The organism is Mesorhizobium sp. (assembly GCF_965229135.1).
Lineage (GTDB): Bacteria > Pseudomonadota > Alphaproteobacteria > Rhizobiales > Rhizobiaceae > Mesorhizobium.
Map to the genome: position 1 here is coordinate 2,898,642 of NZ_OZ245860.1, position 15,761 is coordinate 2,914,402.

The 15,761-nt window shown below is 63.3% G+C and carries 15 protein-coding genes; 6 read left to right on the forward strand and 9 right to left on the reverse strand.

Features of this window, described 5'->3' with window-relative positions; genetic code table 11:
• Positions 1 to 19: 19 nt before the first annotated feature.
• The 7 genes from ACO07C_RS13790 to ACO07C_RS13820 all read right to left on the reverse strand — a co-directional run bounded on the left by ACO07C_RS13790 (position 20) and on the right by ACO07C_RS13820 (position 6,680).
• A complete protein-coding gene (locus ACO07C_RS13790) occupies positions 20 to 835 on the reverse strand; it encodes an ABC transporter permease (protein WP_421914709.1) in 816 nt (271 codons plus the stop codon).
• A complete protein-coding gene (locus ACO07C_RS13795; RefSeq protein WP_421914710.1) occupies positions 825 to 1,793 on the reverse strand; it encodes an ABC transporter permease in 969 nt (322 codons plus the stop codon). The genes ACO07C_RS13790 and ACO07C_RS13795 overlap by 11 nt, the downstream gene beginning before the upstream one ends.
• On the reverse strand, positions 1,790 to 2,788 hold the full coding sequence (locus tag ACO07C_RS13800) for an ABC transporter ATP-binding protein (protein ID WP_421914711.1): 999 nt from the start codon (positions 2,786 to 2,788) through the stop codon (positions 1,790 to 1,792). Before ACO07C_RS13800 ends, ACO07C_RS13795 begins: the two co-directional genes overlap by 4 nt.
• Positions 2,789 to 3,089: 301 nt before the next feature.
• Entirely contained in the window at positions 3,090 to 4,244 is a 1,155-nt protein-coding gene (locus tag ACO07C_RS13805; RefSeq protein ID WP_421914712.1) for an ABC transporter substrate-binding protein, read from the reverse strand.
• A 229-nt stretch (positions 4,245 to 4,473) separates the two neighbouring features.
• Complete coding sequence (locus tag ACO07C_RS13810; protein WP_421914713.1) at positions 4,474 to 5,385, reverse strand: LysR substrate-binding domain-containing protein; 912 nt, start codon at positions 5,383 to 5,385, stop codon at positions 4,474 to 4,476.
• Positions 5,386 to 5,451: 66 nt separating this feature from the next.
• Positions 5,452 to 6,084, reverse strand: a complete 633-nt coding sequence (locus tag ACO07C_RS13815; RefSeq protein WP_421914714.1) for a DedA family protein — start codon at positions 6,082 to 6,084, stop codon at positions 5,452 to 5,454.
• Positions 6,081 to 6,680 carry a class I SAM-dependent methyltransferase gene (locus tag ACO07C_RS13820; RefSeq protein ID WP_421914715.1) on the reverse strand — a complete coding sequence of 200 codons (600 nt, stop codon included), beginning with the start codon at positions 6,678 to 6,680 and terminating at the stop codon, positions 6,081 to 6,083. The genes ACO07C_RS13815 and ACO07C_RS13820 overlap by 4 nt, the downstream gene beginning before the upstream one ends.
• A 301-nt stretch (positions 6,681 to 6,981) precedes the next feature.
• On the opposite strand from ACO07C_RS13820, the gene ACO07C_RS13825 reads away from it, so the two are divergent.
• Genes ACO07C_RS13825 through ACO07C_RS13840 form a run of 4 tightly spaced genes read left to right on the forward strand, consistent with a single transcriptional unit; the run spans position 6,982 to position 10,415 of the window.
• Positions 6,982 to 7,656, forward strand: coding sequence for a response regulator transcription factor (locus ACO07C_RS13825; protein WP_421914716.1), 675 nt, complete (start codon positions 6,982 to 6,984; stop codon positions 7,654 to 7,656).
• Positions 7,653 to 9,023 (forward strand): sensor histidine kinase, encoded by a 1,371-nt coding sequence (locus ACO07C_RS13830; protein ID WP_421914717.1) that lies wholly within the window; start codon positions 7,653 to 7,655, stop codon positions 9,021 to 9,023. Before ACO07C_RS13825 ends, ACO07C_RS13830 begins: the two co-directional genes overlap by 4 nt.
• Positions 9,024 to 9,079: 56 nt before the next feature.
• Positions 9,080 to 9,529: an RrF2 family transcriptional regulator gene (locus ACO07C_RS13835; protein ID WP_421914718.1), complete on the forward strand. Its 450-nt coding sequence runs from the start codon at positions 9,080 to 9,082 to the stop codon at positions 9,527 to 9,529.
• Positions 9,519 to 10,415 (forward strand): NAD(P)/FAD-dependent oxidoreductase, encoded by an 897-nt coding sequence (locus ACO07C_RS13840; RefSeq protein WP_421914719.1) that lies wholly within the window; start codon positions 9,519 to 9,521, stop codon positions 10,413 to 10,415. The genes ACO07C_RS13835 and ACO07C_RS13840 overlap by 11 nt, the downstream gene beginning before the upstream one ends.
• Positions 10,416 to 10,587: 172 nt before the next feature.
• On the opposite strand, the gene ACO07C_RS13845 is transcribed toward ACO07C_RS13840, so the two are convergent.
• Complete coding sequence (locus tag ACO07C_RS13845) at positions 10,588 to 11,364, reverse strand: DeoR/GlpR family DNA-binding transcription regulator (RefSeq protein WP_421914720.1); 777 nt, start codon at positions 11,362 to 11,364, stop codon at positions 10,588 to 10,590.
• Between the two features lie 447 nt (positions 11,365 to 11,811).
• Here ACO07C_RS13845 and ACO07C_RS13850 point away from each other — a divergent pair, with 447 nt between their 5' ends.
• Together ACO07C_RS13850 and ACO07C_RS13855 are read left to right on the forward strand one after the other, a co-directional pair.
• Entirely contained in the window at positions 11,812 to 12,699 is an 888-nt protein-coding gene (locus ACO07C_RS13850; RefSeq protein WP_421914721.1) for a phosphotransferase, read from the forward strand.
• Positions 12,696 to 15,137 (forward strand): GcvT family protein, encoded by a 2,442-nt coding sequence (locus ACO07C_RS13855; protein ID WP_421914722.1) that lies wholly within the window; start codon positions 12,696 to 12,698, stop codon positions 15,135 to 15,137. The genes ACO07C_RS13850 and ACO07C_RS13855 overlap by 4 nt, the downstream gene beginning before the upstream one ends.
• A gap of 132 nt (positions 15,138 to 15,269) precedes the next feature.
• Here the strand turns inward: ACO07C_RS13855 and ACO07C_RS13860 are convergent, their stop codons facing one another.
• Positions 15,270 to 15,743, reverse strand: coding sequence for a DUF805 domain-containing protein (locus ACO07C_RS13860; protein ID WP_421914723.1), 474 nt, complete (start codon positions 15,741 to 15,743; stop codon positions 15,270 to 15,272).
• Positions 15,744 to 15,761: the final 18 nt, after the last annotated feature.

Genomic DNA, 15,761 nt, shown 5'->3' on the forward strand with positions numbered 1-15,761 from the left:
GTCTCTCCCTTATGAACGGTTATTTGCCCGAACCGGCGATCTGGTCGCCGTCGCGGGTCAGGTAGTAGGCAAACAGGATGGGCAGCAGCGTCACCAGCATGACGACCATGGCCACGACGTTGGTGACCGGGCGCTGGCGCGGACGGATCAGTTCTTCGAGCATCCAGATCGGCAGCGTCTGCTGCTGGCCGGCGGTGAAGGTGGTGACGATCACCTCGTCGAAGGACAAAGCGAAGGCCAGCATGCCGCCGGCGAGAAGTGCCGTGGCAATGTTGGGCAGCACGACATGGCGGAAGGTCTGGAAGCCGTCGGCGCCGAGGTCCATCGAGGCCTCGATCATCGAACCGGAGGTGCGGCGGAAGCGGGCGACGGCGTTGTTGTAGACGACGACCACGCAGAAAGTCGCGTGGCCGAGCACGATCGTCCAGAACGAGAAGGGAATGTCGGCCAGCGCGAAGGCCGAACGCAGCGCGATGCCGGTGATGATTCCAGGCAGCGCGATAGGCAGGATGACCAGCAGCGAGATGGTTTCGCGGCCGAAGAATTTTGTCCGCGAGACCGCCGCCGAGCACAGCGTGCCGAGGACCAGCGCGATCGCCGTCGAGATGGCGGCGACCCTGACCGACAACGACAGCGCCTGCCACACATCGGGCCGGTTCCATGTAACGGCGAACCATTGCGTTGTCAGCCCGGGCGGCGGCCAGACAAAACTCTTCTCCTCGGTGGTGAAGGCATAGACGAAGATCAGCAGGATCGGCAGATGCAGGAACAGGAGCCCGCAAGCGGCTGCGATCTTTAGGCCGAGGGGAGCGGATTGACCACGATCAGAGCGCATCGAAAGCTCCCATGCGTTTGGCGCCCCAGAGGTAGAAACCCATGATGATGATGGGCACCACGGTGAAGGCGGCGGCGAGCGGGATGTTGCCGGCCGTTCCCTGCTGCGAATAGACCGCCTGGCCGATGAACAGGCGCGAGGTGCCGATGATCTGAGGGATGATGTAGTCGCCGAGCGTCAGCGAGAAGGTGAAGATCGATCCGGCGACGATGCCCGGCAACGCCAGCGGGAAGAGCACGTTGCGGAAGGTCTGGCCGGGCGAGGCGCCAAGGTCGGACGAGGCCTCGACAAGATTGCCGGGCACGCGTTCGAGCGCCGCCTGCACGGGCAGGATCATGAAGGGCAGCCAGACATAGACGAAGACGATGAAGGTGCCGGTGAAAGATACCGAAAGCGAGTTGCCGCCAACCACGGGCAGCGACAGCCAGGCATCGATCACCCATTGCAGATGCAGCTTGCCGAAGAACCAGGTGAGGATGCCCTCCTTGGCCAGGATCAGCTTCCAGGCGTAGATCTTGACCAGATAGCTCGACCACAGCGGCAGCATGATGCCGAGATAGAACAGCGCCTTCCACCGGCCACGGGCATAGCGCGCCGCGTAATAAGCGATCGGGAAGGCGACGACAGCCGAGGCCAGGGTGACGAGTGCCGCCATAGTCACCGTGCGTAGAATGATGTCGAGATTGGCGGCCTGGAACAGGTCGCCATAGGTCTTCAGCGTGAACTGGCGGTTGATAAGGCCGGAGTACTCGTCGATGGAGAAGAAGCTCTGCGCCAAAAGGGCAAACAGCGAGCCGATATAGACGATGCCGAGCCAGAGAACCGGCGGCAGCAGCATGAGCAGCAGCAGGAGTTGCGGCCGGCGCCAGAACAGGTCGGAGAGTGCGCCGCGCATGCCGCCGCTGCCGGGCAGGATGGCGGGCGCCGTGGCGCGCGGCATGGTGGCGTCGAGGCTCATGCCGGCTCGTCCATCAGATGCAGGTGCTCGCGGTTGAAGGTCAGCACGACCGCCTCGCCCTCCACCGGCAGCGCGGTGCCGGCCGGCACGATGGCATGCAGTTTCAACCCATCGGCATCGAGCGCCAGCTTTGTCGTGGCGCCGAGATAATTGGTCGAGACAAGGCGCGCGGATACGCCTTCGCCGCTTGCGTTGCGGCCGACGCGAATGGATTCCGGCCGCAGGCTGCCCCAGCGCTGCTGGCCGCAATAGCGCTGGACGAAATCCGGCGGCAGAACGTTGGAGGAGCCAACGAAATCGGCGACGAAACGTGTGCTTGGCCGCTGGTAGATGTCCTCCGGCGTACCGATCTGCATGATCTTGCCGTCGTTGAAGACGGCGACCCGGTCGGCCATCGACAGCGCCTCGCCCTGGTCGTGGGTGACGAAGACAAAGGTGATGCCGAGCGCCTTCTGCAGCGACTTCAACTCCTCCTGCATGTTTTCGCGCAGCTTGAGGTCGAGCGCACCGAGCGGCTCGTCGAGCAGGAGTACCTTGGGCTGGTTGACCAGCGCACGGGCAAGCGCGACGCGCTGGCGCTGGCCGCCGGAAAGCTGGCCGGGTCGACGCGCGCCATAGCCGGGCAGCCGTACCAGCGACAAGGCTTCTTCAGCGGCCTTGTGCCGTTCCGGCTTGGCGACGCCCTTGACCATTAGCCCGTAGGCGACATTGTCGACCACGTTGAGATGCGGAAACAGCGCATAGTCCTGGAACACCGTGTTGACGTTGCGGCGATAGGGCGGCACGCCCTCGGCCCGCTCGCCGAAGATCGAGATCGAACCCGACGTCGGCTGCTCGAAGCCGGCGATGAGACGCAGGCACGTCGTCTTGCCGGACCCCGACGGCCCGAGCATGGCAAAGAACTCGCCCGGCGCGATGTCGAGATCAACCGCGTCGACAGCGCGCACGCTGCCGAAATGGCGGGAGACTTTTTGGAAGGAAACGGCTGATGTCATGGGTGGCCCTGAAATGTGTCAGGCTTTTCAATTCGAGCGGCAGTGCCGCCCCTCATCCGCCTGCCGGCGTTCTTCTCTCGAAAAGCCAAGCAATTGGCTTTTCGTCCGCTACGCGGACCGCTCCTCACCTCCCCGTATAGTGACGGGAAGAAGGGAGATGGCCGCGAAGTCGGCTCTATCCCGCAACGCTGGTAACTGGCGAAACCATCGATGGCGGCATCTTTCTCCCCGTCACTATACGGGGAGAAATGTCCGGCAGGACAATGAGGGGCAGCGCCGAGGTCGCCAAGCTAAGTCAAAATCACCGACCGCCGATGACGCCGATATAATCCGACACCCAACGGTAGTAGGGCACGCACTGGTCGTTCTGGCTGGCGCATTTCGACACCGGGGTCTTCCAGAACTTGATCTTGTCGAAGTTCTCGTAGCCGTTGGTCTTGCAGCCTTCCTCGCCGAGCAGTTCGTTGCCCTTACAGGCGGCGGGGACGACCGGAAGCGAGCCGAACCATGCCGACACATCGCCCTGCACTTTCGGCGCCAGCGAGTGTTCGAGCCACTTGTAGGCGCAGTTCGGGTTGGCGGCGTCGGCCTCCATCATCGTGGTGTCGGCCCAGCCGGTGACGCCTTCCTCGGGAACGGTCGAGGCGATCGGCTTCTTGGCGGCGACCAGCGTGTTGACCTGGAACGGCCACGAACCCGAAGCGACGACGCCTTCGTTCTGGAAGTCGTCGACCTGGATCGCCGCGTCATGCCAGTAGCGACCGACCAGCGTGCGCTGGACGCGCAGCAAGGCGAGTGCTGCCTTGTACTGGTCTTCGTTCAGTTCGTAGGGATCCTTGATGCCGAGTTCGGGCTTGTGGAACATCAGATAGTTGGCTGCGTCCGCGATGTGGATCGGTCCGTCATAAGCCTGGACGCGCCCCTTGTTGGACTTGCCGTCCGGCAGGTTCATTTCCTCGAAGACGACGTTCCAGCTCTTGGGGGCCTCCTTGAACACATCGGTGTTGTACATCAGGATGTTCGGGCCCCACTGGTAGGGGACGCCATAGTGGACGCCGCCGACAGTGAACCATGGCGCGTCCTTCAAGCGGTCGTCTACCGTCTTCCAGCTTGGGATGAGATCGGTGTTGATCGGCTGGACGCGCTTGCCGGCGACGAGGCGCAGCGAGGCATCCCCTGAGGCGGTGACGAGGTCGAAACCACCCTCGTTCATCAGCGAGACCATCTCGTCGGAAGTGTTGGCGGTCTTGACGTTGACCTTGCAGCCGGTCTCCTTCTCGAAGGAGGTGACCCAGTCATAGCCCTTGTCGGTCTCGCCCCGCTCGATATAGCCCGGCCACGCGACAATGTTGACCTGTCCCTCGCCCTTGCCGAGTTCCTTGACCTGGGCAACGGCCTGGCCGGAGAAGGTCAGCGCGACCGTCAAAGCCGTGCATGACTTCAAAAATGAATTCATCATCAATCTCCCATTTTGGCGCGTGACCCCGAAACCCGGATCGGCTTTCGGAACGGATCATGCGCGAACTCAAAGTGTCAGTTCGCCCGATGGCGAGCAGCGCTCCAAGGGGCCGCACTTGCGGCGGCTTTGGTCCCTAGGATGCAAGGTGCTGTGAAAATTCCGGTTTCGCAAATTCATTTATCAGAAAGCCGATATCGGTTTTACCGATAGGTCTCCGAGGACGTGGTCAGGGCCGCTGGCGAACGGTGCGCTGCGACTGGGCGAGGCCGATGAAGTCGCGCGCCGCCTGCGGCAGCCCGGAACCGCGTCGCCAGACCATGCCCACCTGCACCACCGGCAACGAGCCCGAAATATCGCGCGATTCGATGCGGTCTCCTTCCAGCGACCACGGCCGGTAGACAAGGTCGGGCAGCAGCGCCACGCCGGCGCCGGTGGCGACTAGGCTGCGCACCGCTTCAACGGAACGGGTGCGAAAGGCGACATGCGGCTTGGCGCCGATCGCCGTCAGCAGCTTGCCGGTATTCTCCTCGATCTCGTCGACAGTGAGCATGATCAGCGGCTCCGAGGCGATGTCGCCGATGCCGATGATGTCTGCGCCGGCCAAGGGATGGCCGAGCGGCAGCCACAGCCGATAGGCGGAGACTTCGAGAATTTCGGACTGCAGCGCGGTGCGGTCGCGCAGGTTGGAGGTCACCATGACGGCAATGTCGAGCTTGCCGCCGATCAGCAGGTGTTCGAGATAGTCGCCATTGTCCTCGATGGCCGAGACCTCGACGCCCGGATAGGCGCGGCGATAGCGGGCAAGCAGATCCGACAGCACATAGCCGGCGACCAGCGATGTGACGCCGAGTTGCAGTCGCCCGCCCGCAGAAGCCTGCTCGCCGGAGAAAGAGCGGCGTGCGTCGGAGACGTCAGCAAGGATCTTCGTGGCATGACGCAGGAACTGATGGCCTTTGTGGGTGATGTTCAGGCCGCGCGGATGACGCTCGAACAGTTCGACGCCGAGATCGCTTTCGAGCTCCTTGATCGCTTCGGTGACCGAGGACTGCGAGATGGAGAGATTTTGCGCCGCGCGCGAGACGGTGCCTTGCTCGGCAACGGCGATGAAGAATTGCAACTGGCGGATGGTGAAAGCCATGGCCGGACTAAACACCGGCGCGCAACCGAAGGAAAGCCGGCGGCGGAGCTTATCCCAGGACCGAGATCAGGCGCTGCGCCCAGAGCCGAGCGCCAGCTTGATGCGCCGCCGCCAAGCGGGGCCGTAGCGCAACGCGAGCATGAAGGCCGCTTCCAGGGCCACGACAATGACAATGATGCGAAAGCCCACCGTGAGCGAATCCTGGCCGCTGCCATGCAACATGTAGCCGGTGACGAGAAAGCCGGTGTTCCAGAGCATGGCGCCGATGATGGTCGCGGCCGCGAAGGGCAACGCCGGCAGGCAAAGCGCGCCGGCCGCGATCGGCAGGTAATTGCGCACCGTCGGGATGAACTGCGCCAGCAACGAGACCCGGAGATAATTGCGGCGATAGGCCTGGCCGAGCTTGTGGTAGGTCGAGGGCCGCAGACAGACATATCGACCGAACCGGTCTACCAGCCGGTCAGCGCGATCGGAGCCGATCCGGCGGCCGATCGTGTACCAGACAAGGCATCCGGTGGAAGAGGCCAGCGTCGTTACCAACAGCAGGGTCGCCAGCGTCATGGCGTCCGGAGCCGCCGTCATGCCGAGGAACAGCAGCAGCACATGCGAAGGCGGGATCGGCAGGATCTTTTCGGTGAAGGCGAGGCAGAAGACGCCGAACAGACCGAAACCCAGAATGCTCGACAGCGGCCCGGTCACGAGAAGCGCCAGTCGTAGGTTTTGACGGTCTTGATCCTGGAGATACGGTAGACGGTGGCAGGCGGGATGTTGCGAAACGTGAAGCCGACCCGCGTCGCTTCGAGATCGAGGCCATCCAGCATCGGCTGGTCGATCGGGCAGCGCCAGCCAAGCGTGAACTGATACAACGCACCACCTGGCCGCAGATTGGCGAAGATGCCTTCGAGAATGGCCCTTGTGTGGCGCGGGGTTATCAAACGGAAGGGAAGGCCACTGACGGCGGCGCCGACAACCGGCCCGTCGAACAACGGCTGGTGGCGCAGTCCGATGGCGTCCATCTCGATAATGCGAGCCCCGGGAAAACGCCGCCTGAGCAAGGCGGCGAAATCGGGATCGGACTCGACCAGCGTCAAATCCCTCTCGCGCACACCGCGCTCCAGCAATGCGCGCGTGAACGGTCCTGTGCCCGGGCCTAGCTCCAGCACCGGCCCGGTCTCGGGGCCGATCCCTTGCGTGATCAGCGCCGCGAGGCTGGAACTGGAGGGCGTGACGGACCCGATTCTGGCGGGTGCCGTGGTCCAGGCACGAAGAAAAGACAAGGCGTCACTTGCAGTCATATCCATCCCCGATATCGAAGCGGCGGACACGCCGTTGAGGCCGGCGCGACCGCTCCATCTCTGTTTGAGCATCCGATTGTCCCGAAGCGAATCTCCGGGTCCGATGCTCCCGCGTCCGAACACAAGCGAATCGCTCGCCGGCATTCGATGGGCGGTGTTTGCGGCTGGCGGATTGCGCAGACATTGCGAAAACCGGAAATTGCAAGAAATGGCCCTTGCGACGCCGACGCTTCACAATCGCCATGTTTGCGCAATCTTGGCGCTATAGGGCGCGGGGAAAGGTCTTCGCCAGGGGTGATGAATGCGTATCTTGCTGGTTGAGGACGAACCGGAAATGGTTTCCGCGCTGCGTGCCGCGCTGAAGCGGCACGACATGGTGGTCGACCATGCAGGCTCGCTACTCGAGGCCAGGGATTTCATCACCGTCGACGCCTATGACGCCATCCTGCTCGACCGCCAATTGCCGGATGGCGACGGGCTGTCGCTGGTCTCCAAACTGCGCGCCGACAAGAACACCACCCCGGTGCTGATGCTGACCGCACGGGGCGATACCGCGGACAAGGTGGACGGGCTGGACATGGGAGCGGACGACTATCTGGCGAAGCCATTCGCTTTCGAGGAACTCATGGCACGGCTTCGCGCGCTGCTCAGGCGCCCGGCGCCCATGCAGTCGCAGTTGATCCGAGCCGGCCATCTCGTCCTGGATGTCGGCCACCGGGAGGCGTCGATCCGCGGCGAACTGCTCAACCTGCCGCGCCGGGAGCTTCTCGTGCTCGAGACGTTGATGCGGCGCACCGGCCGCATGGTGCAGCGCGAGGTCTTGATGGAAGCCGTCTTCGGCTTCGACGACGAGATCCAGTCCAACGCGCTGGATACCCATGTTTCGCGCCTGCGCCGCAAGCTCACCGACGCCGATGGCGGAGTGACGATCAACGGTATTCGTGGCGTCGGCTATCTGTTGCGCGAGACGTCATGACGCTGCGACGCCCGCGATCGCTGAAATGGAGCCTGGTGCTGCGCATCGCCCTGCTGCAGTGCGCGATGCTGACCCTGATCATCATCGCCATCATCGGCGCCCTGCTGGTTACCGGGCTTATTCCGCACGACTACGAGGATGGCAGCATGGACGTGTTGGCGGATGCGCTGACGCGCGATGCGAGCGGCAAGTTCATCCTCCGCGAAACGCCGGACCTGACAAAGCTGCGATCGAACGTCCCAGACCTCTGGTTCATCATCCGGGACGAGCAAGGACAGCGGCTTCAGGAAGGCACGGTGCCGACGGTGTTCCAGCCCTTTGTCGGCTTGCTGGACAATATTGGCGATGCCCGCATCAACCATGGCATCGGCGAAGCCGCGCCTCCCGAGAGCAAGATCCGCTGGACCGATACAGCGGCCGGCAACGTCCAGATCATGACGGGTACCAAGGGCGGACTTTCGCTCATGCGCCTGCTGGGCCAAGCGCCACAGTTTTTCCTGCAAGGTATATTGCCGCTTGCCGGACTGATGGCACTTGCCACGCTGTTCGCCACGCCGTGGGTAGTGCGCGGCGCGCTTTCGGGCCTTGGCCGTGCGGCCTCGGAGGCCGAGCGCATCAACATCGACAAACGCGGCGTGCAATTGCCGCTGGAGGGCGTGCCCAAGGAAGTCACGCCGCTGGTCAAGGCGGTGAACGCGGCGCTGGAACGTCTCGACAAGGGCTATGAGCGCCACAAGCGCTTCCTGACAGATGCGGCGCACGAGCTGCGAACGCCGGTCGCCATCCTCAACACACGCCTTGCCTCGCTGCCGCCAATGCCTGAACGAGCACGGCTGCTGCAGGACGCGGCACGCCTTTCGACGCTGGCCAACCAGCTTCTGGATCTGCAGCGCCTCGACCGGCAGGCCGGGGATTTCAAGCCGGTCGACCTTGTGGTGATCGCGCGCAACGTCGTCGTCGATCTCGCCCCGATGGCCTTCGCGGCGGGATATGAAATGTCCTTCGAACCCGCGGCGAAGTCGGTCTTCATCGTCGGCGACCGGACAGCGATCGAACGCGCCGTGACCAATCTGGTCCAGAACGCCATCGAACATGGCGGCAACGCCGGAAGGATCACGGTCAGCGTCACCACCCCCGCCGTCATCGAGGTGCTGGACGAGGGCAATGGCGTGCCATCGGCCGAGCGGGAGCGAATATTCGAGCCGTTTTACCGGCTGCACCCACGCGATCATGGCGCCGGGCTCGGTCTCAATCTGGTGCAGGAAATGATGCATCTGCATGGCGGCCGGATCGAAGTTCTCGAAGGCAGCACATCAGGCGCGCTTTTCAGGATGACCTTTCCGCCGGCGGCTGCCGCTCAGGGCTGACCGGAAAATCCCGTGCCGGGTTTGACACACGGAAGATTCGTAACTATGTAAGTTACATGAAACGCAACAGCAGGCTTTCCTCGACATTGCATATCCTCGTCCATATGGCCGAGAGGCCCGACCACGCGCTGACCTCCGAACAGCTCGCCTCCTTCATCCATACGAACCCGGTTGTCGTGCGTCGCACCATCGCCGGTCTGCGGGACGCGGGCATCGTCACCTCGGCGCGGGGCCATGGTGGCGGCTGGCTGCTTGGCAGGGCACCGGAGGCCATCTCATTGGCGGAGATCAGCACAGCGCTGGGCGAAACGCTGCTGCCATTCAGCACCGAGCCGGAAAGTCCGGGCTGCCTCGTCGAACAGGCGGTGATCGCTGTTCTCGACGACTTCCGTGTCGAGGCCGAGAAGCTGCTGGAGCATAAACTCAGCCGCATCACGCTTGCCGACCTGACCGCCGACTTCCGCCGGCGCTACGAGCTGATTGGAGTATCCAGCCATGCAGTATGACCTGATCGTCGTGGGAGGCAGCTTTGCCGGCCTGTCCGCCGCCATCCAGGCGGCGCGGGCGCGGCGCAATGTGCTGGTGATCGACGCCGGCCAGCCGCGCAACCGTTTCGCCGCGCACTCGCACGGATTTCTCGGTCAGGACGGGCGCGCGCCCGACGCGATCCTGGATGATGCAAGGCGGCAGGTGCTGGCCTATCCGACAGCGAGGGTGGTGAATGGCTACGCCGGCAGAGCCGCCGCCACCGGCGCCGGCTTCGAGGTCTCGATGGATGGCGGCGAGACATTCGGCGCCTCACGACTGGTGCTGGCCACCGGCGTGCGCGATATCCTGCCCGATGTGCCGGGCCTTGCCGAGCAATGGGGCAAGACCGTGCTGCACTGCCCTTATTGCCACGGCTACGAGGTGTCCGGCGGATCGCTTGGGGTGCTCGCAACCGGCCCGATGTCGATACATCAGGCGCAATTGATCGCCGACTGGGGTGATGTCACGCTGTTCGGCAACGCTCAGTTCGAGCCTGACGCCGAGCAAATAACCGTCCTGGACACTTGCAAGGTGGGTTTTGAGCCCACCACTGTCAGCGAATTGCAGGAGGATGGTTCCGGCGGATTGATCGTCCACCTCGGCGACGGGCGAAAAACTGTCGTCCAGGCGATGTTCACCGCGCCGCGCAACACCATGGCGAGCCCGCTGGCCGAACAGCTCGGCTGCGGCTTCACCGACGGTTTCCTCGGCCCGGTGATCACCGTCGACGAGAGGCAGCAGACAACGGTTCCCGGTGTCTATGCCGCCGGAGACGCCGCACGCGCCATGCACAACATCGCCTTTGCCGTGTCGGCTGGCGCCTTTGCGGGTGTGTGCGCGCACCAATCGATGGTGTTCGGCTAAGGTGCCCTGATATTCAGGTGATGCCAGCCTGCAAATGATGGCCTTCTGTGCTTCCGGTGCTCACGTACCCAAAAGTACGCTCCGCTCCGGTTCTGGAAAGCCACTATTTTGGTCGCTTCGCGCCCGTCTTCGACTCCGGCTCGGCCTAACCCGAATCTCAACACACCTTGGCTCAGACCCCGGCTTCGCCGCCGGCGACGCTCAGCCGCGCGCCTGCTTGCGCAAGGGCGGCGGCGACGTCATGCGGCGGCGCCTTGTCGGTGGCCAGCTCGGAAAAGCCGTCGAAGCCGCAGACCTGGACCAGACCCTGGCGGCCGAACTTGCTGTGGTCGGTTATGACGAGGGACCGCTGGCCACGCGACAGCACCATGCGGGCAAATTCCGCTTCTTCCAGATTGTAATCCATCACCCCCGTCGCGGCATCGACGGCGCCGGTCGAGATCACCGCATGGCTGACGGAGAAGCGGCTGACGAAGTCGATGGCCGAGACGCCGAAGGCAGCGCCTGAATCGCTGCGCAACTCACCGCCAGCCATGTAAACCTTGTTGCCGTTGACGGTGGCCAGCGTGCGGGCAATGTCGGACGAGTTCGTCACCACCGTCAGCCGCCGATGCCCCAGCAGTTCCCGCGCAAGGAAGGATGTCGTCGTGCCGGTGTCGAGCATGATCGATTCACCGTCGCGGATGGTTGCGGCGACCATGCGGGCAATGGCGCGCTTGGCGCCGGCGTTCTCGCGCATGCGTCGCTCGAAGGGCGCTTCACCCGCCATCGACAGCAGGCCGATGGCGCCGTGCATCTTCAGCACCGAACCATCCTTGGTGAGCGGCTTGACGTCGCGCCGCACGGTCTCCAGCGACACGCCCAGACGATCGGCCAGGCTGGCGATGGTAATGGTGCCCTCTTCCTGCAAAAGGCGCAGGATTTCGCCATGTCGCTTCGAATGGATCATCGGTTCTCGTTCGGTGAATTGCCGCAATCTTGACCGCTTGTAAGGCAAACCTGCCGACTATGCCAGAAAACCTCGACGCTATCGGGCAACAAGACAGAAAAAGCCACAAGTTTGCGTTGACAAGCCACACCACATGGCATGACACTGCCCTGGTGCAGGCTCGGACTGCCATGGGAGAATGATGGCTGAGCCGCATCCAAACTTGCCCGCCGAAGCGCTTGGGGAATTGATGGCGCCACGGCGACGGCATTGTTCGAATCCGCGGGGGCGGATGTCGGCCCCGAAAAGGCCGGCTCATGGGGCTCGTCGGTGCGGCGCGGGGTACCAATCCCGAGATTCGCACCGACGAGAACTTCGAAATCACGAACACATGCCGACACGGCCGCACGGCATCGTCGTGTCGTCCGTGAGAGGCTGTCGACCCCTCGCCAAACGGGGAGCCCATCCATGACCGCCGAAGACCGTATCCGCACCTTGCCCTGCTGGGCGGGCAGCATTGATATCGCGCCGCTGCCGGGTGGCCTCAGCAACGCGAACTACCTGGTCAAGGACGCGGCCGGGCAGCACGTCGTGCGCTTCGGCAAGGACTATCCGTTCCACCACGTCTTTCGTGACCGCGAAGTGATGACCGCGCGCGCGGCGCACGCTGGAGGCTTCGCGCCAGCCGTCCACTATGCCGAGCCGGGCATCATGGTGACGCAGTATCTGGGCGCCCGAACCTATCTGGCCGAGGACGTGCGCGCCAATATCGGCCGCGTCGCTGCCCTGATGCGCGCCTTCCACCGCGAGATGCCCAACCACGTTTCGGGCGCAGGCTTCATGTTCTGGGTGTTCCATGTCATTCGCGACTACGCCCGCACGCTGAAGGCCGGCGACAGCCGCATGACCGACGAATTACCGCGCTACCTGGCGCTCGCCGACGAACTCGAGCGGGCGCAGGCGCTGTTGCCGATCGTCTTCGGCCACAACGACCTGCTGCCGGCCAACCTGCTCGACGATGGCCACAAGCTGTGGCTGATCGACTTCGAATATGCCGGATTCAACACCGCGATGTTCGACCTAGCCGGCGTAGCTTCCAATGCCGGCATGTCGGAGGAGGAGTCGGAAAAGCTGCTGACCGCCTATCTCAGCCGCGAGCCGGACGAGAAAATCCGCCGCTCGCACGCCGCCATGCAGTGCGCGTCGCTGCTGCGCGAGGCGATGTGGAGCATGGTTTCGGAACTGCATCTCGACGCACCGGGCGTCGATTACGTCGCCTATACCGGTGAGAACCTGACGCGGCTCGAGATCGCGCTTGAAAACTACCGGACAAAATACGGGATCCAAAAACCATGACATTGCCTACCCATGCCGGGATCGTCGTCATTGGCGGCGGCATCATCGGCTGTTCGACGGCCTATCACCTGGCGCGCGATCACAAGGCCGATGTCGTGCTTCTGGAACAGGGAAAGCTGACGTCAGGCTCGACATGGCATGCCGCCGGGCTGGTCGGCCAGTTGCGTTCGTCGGCTTCGATCACCCGCGTGCTCAAATATTCCGTCGATCTCTACAAGGGGCTGGAGGCCGAAACGGGCCTCGCCACCGGCTGGAAGATGACCGGGTGCCTGCGGCTGGCCACCAATGCCGACCGCTGGACGGAATACCAAAGACTGGCCACGACAGCCAGGAGCTTTGGCATGGACATGCACTTGCTATCGCCGGCCGAGGTGAAAAGAATGTGGCCGCTCATGGAGACCGGCGATCTCGTCGGCGCCTCCTGGCTGCCGACCGACGGGCAGGCCAGTCCTTCCGACATCACGCAGTCATTGGCCAAGGGCGCGCGGATGCATGGCGCCAAGCTGTTCGAAGCGGTGCGCGTGACCGGCTTCGAGATGAAGGATGGACGCATCACCGCGGTCAAGACCAACCAGGGCGACATCGTCTGCGACAAGGTGGTGAACTGCGCCGGGCAGTGGGCGAGGCAGGTCGGCGCGATGGCCGGCATCAACGTGCCGCTGCAGCCGGTGAAGCACCAGTACATCGTCACCGAAAAAATCGACGGGCTGGCAACCGATGCGCCGACGCTGCGCGACCCGGACCGGCGCACCTATTTCAAGGAAGAGGTCGGCGGACTGGTGATGGGCGGGTATGAGCCCAACCCGCAGGCATGGACGACCGGGGACGTCCCGAACGATTGGGAATTCCGGCTGTTCGACGATGACTACGACCATTTCGAACAGCACATGACGCAGGCCATCGCGCGCGTGCCGGCACTGGAAAGCGTCGGCGTCAGGCAGATGATCAACGGACCGGAGAGCTTTACGCCGGACGGCAATTTCATTCTCGGCGTGGCGCCAGAATGCGCCAACATGTTCGTCGGCGCCGGCTTCAATGCCTTCGGCATAGCATCGGGGGGTGGCGCCGGCTGGGTGCTGGCGCAATGGGCCGTCGACGGCGAGGCGCCGCTGGATCTTTGGGCCGTCGACATCCGGCGGTTCTCCAACCTGCGCAGCGACCGCCAATGGGTCTGCGAGCGCACGCTGGAGGCCTACGGCAAGCACTACACGATCGGCTTTCCGCATGAGGAATACACCAGCGGCAGACCGCGCATCGTCTCGCCGCTTTACGAACGGCTGAAAGAACACCGCGCGGTGTTCGGCTCGAAGCTCGGCTGGGAGCGACCGAACTGGTTCGCTCCGAAAGGCATTGAGCCGAAAGACAGCTATTCGATGGGCCGGCAGAACTGGTTCGCCGCGGTCGGCGACGAACATCGGCATGTGCGCGAGAAGGTCGGAATCTTCGATCAGTCGTCCTTCGCCAAATACGAGTTGAGCGGACCCGACGCGCTGAAGGCGCTGGACTGGATCTGCGCCAACGATGTCAGCAAACCGGTCGGCCGGCTGACCTATACGCAGCTTCTCAACACACGCGGCGGCATCGAGGCTGACCTGACCGTGGCGCGGCTCGGCGATGAGCGATTCTATATCGTCACGGGGACCGGCTTCCGCACGCATGATCTGTCGTGGATCAGCGACCATATAGGCGAGGGCCACAATGCCAGGCTCGCGGATGTGACCGAGGATTTCGGCACGCTGTCGCTGATGGGGCCGCGGGCCCGCGACGTGCTGGCCGATGTGACCAGTGCGGACGTGTCCAACGCCGGCTTCCCGTTCGGCCATGCGCGCGAGATAACCATCGCCGGCCATATGGTCCGGGCACTGCGCGTTACCTATGTCGGCGAACTCGGCTGGGAACTGCATGTGCCAATCGCGGCGACCGGAGAGATATTCGACGCGCTGATGGCTGCGGGCAAGGAACACGACATCCGGCCGGTGGGCTACCGGGCGCTGGAATCGCTGCGGCTTGAAAAAGGTTACCGCGCCTGGGGTTCGGACATCACGCCCAACGATACGCCGCAGGAAGCAGGCCTCGGCTGGGCGGTCAAGCTGCGCAAGAACACGGATTTCATTGGCCGCCGCGCGCTTGAGGCGGTCAACGGCGCCGCATTGAAGAAGCGCCTTGCCGGCTTCACCGTCGACGATCCGGCGGTGGTGCTCGTCGGGCGCGAGACGATCCTGCGCAATGGCCACCCGGTTGGTTACCTGACCAGCGGCGGCTACGGCTACACGCTGGGTCAGAACATCGGCTTCGGGTATGTGCGCAACGCCGACGGCGTCAGCGACGATTTCCTGGCTTCCGGCAAATACGAGCTTGTCGTGGCGATGGAGCCCACGCCGGCAAAGATCCGTCTTGAGCCGATGTATGATCCAGCCGGTGACAGGGTGAAAGCTTAGTTTTCAGCGAGCCTCGCTCTGTCCATCGCACTGATGCTCGCCGGATCACAGACGCCGGGCAAGGCCTGCGGCGGCGTCCGCGAAAAAGGGAAAATAATTCAATCAGAGCGAGCGACTGCCTTATCGTTCGCCTTATCCGAACACCTTCTGCATTTCCCGCAACGTCCCTGTATTGTCGGACTTCTTGCAGAACCAGATGATCAGGGCAATGGTCCCGATGGGGAACAACAGCGCCAGAAGCTGGTGCCAACCGCTTCTGTTGATGTCATGCAGCCGGCGGGCACTCATTGCGATTGTCGGCAGAAAGACAACAAGGTTCCAGATCGATGAGGCAATCTTACTCTGAACAAGCTCATCAGCTATCCCCATAACGAAGGCAACGAGGATGAGGAAAAGGTAGGAATACCAGAACTCCGAGCGACTGGCCCTGCCGGAAAAATTCACATAGTTGCGAAAGAAGCTTGAAATGGCCTCGGCGAAATTCATCGCTGCCGGCGTGTCCCCGAAACGGTTAGCGCCTTCTGGCGCCGACCGTAGAACAAATACAAGCGGCAAGCCGATAATCACCAGAACAATCAGCCAGTGCCATATAGAAAAAGTACCCATGATCCCCCCTGCATCGCA

Excerpts from the sequence above, each read along its gene's own strand:
- ACO07C_RS13790 (WP_421914709.1), bottom strand. The coding sequence starts at position 835 with ATGCGCTCTGATCGTGGTCAATCCGCTCCCCTCGGCCTAAAGATCGCA.
- ACO07C_RS13795 (WP_421914710.1), bottom strand. The coding sequence starts at position 1,793 with ATGAGCCTCGACGCCACCATGCCGCGCGCCACGGCGCCCGCCATCCTG.
- ACO07C_RS13800 (WP_421914711.1), bottom strand. The coding sequence starts at position 2,788 with ATGACATCAGCCGTTTCCTTCCAAAAAGTCTCCCGCCATTTCGGCAGC.
- ACO07C_RS13805 (WP_421914712.1), bottom strand. The coding sequence starts at position 4,244 with ATGAATTCATTTTTGAAGTCATGCACGGCTTTGACGGTCGCGCTGACC.
- ACO07C_RS13810 (WP_421914713.1), bottom strand. The coding sequence starts at position 5,385 with ATGGCTTTCACCATCCGCCAGTTGCAATTCTTCATCGCCGTTGCCGAG.
- ACO07C_RS13820 (WP_421914715.1), bottom strand. The coding sequence starts at position 6,680 with ATGACTGCAAGTGACGCCTTGTCTTTTCTTCGTGCCTGGACCACGGCA.
- ACO07C_RS13825 (WP_421914716.1), top strand. The coding sequence starts at position 6,982 with ATGCGTATCTTGCTGGTTGAGGACGAACCGGAAATGGTTTCCGCGCTG.
- ACO07C_RS13830 (WP_421914717.1), top strand. The coding sequence starts at position 7,653 with ATGACGCTGCGACGCCCGCGATCGCTGAAATGGAGCCTGGTGCTGCGC.
- ACO07C_RS13835 (WP_421914718.1), top strand. The coding sequence starts at position 9,080 with ATGAAACGCAACAGCAGGCTTTCCTCGACATTGCATATCCTCGTCCAT.
- ACO07C_RS13840 (WP_421914719.1), top strand. The coding sequence starts at position 9,519 with ATGCAGTATGACCTGATCGTCGTGGGAGGCAGCTTTGCCGGCCTGTCC.
- ACO07C_RS13845 (WP_421914720.1), bottom strand. The coding sequence starts at position 11,364 with ATGATCCATTCGAAGCGACATGGCGAAATCCTGCGCCTTTTGCAGGAA.
- ACO07C_RS13850 (WP_421914721.1), top strand. The coding sequence starts at position 11,812 with ATGACCGCCGAAGACCGTATCCGCACCTTGCCCTGCTGGGCGGGCAGC.
- ACO07C_RS13855 (WP_421914722.1), top strand. The coding sequence starts at position 12,696 with ATGACATTGCCTACCCATGCCGGGATCGTCGTCATTGGCGGCGGCATC.
- ACO07C_RS13860 (WP_421914723.1), bottom strand. The coding sequence starts at position 15,743 with ATGGGTACTTTTTCTATATGGCACTGGCTGATTGTTCTGGTGATTATC.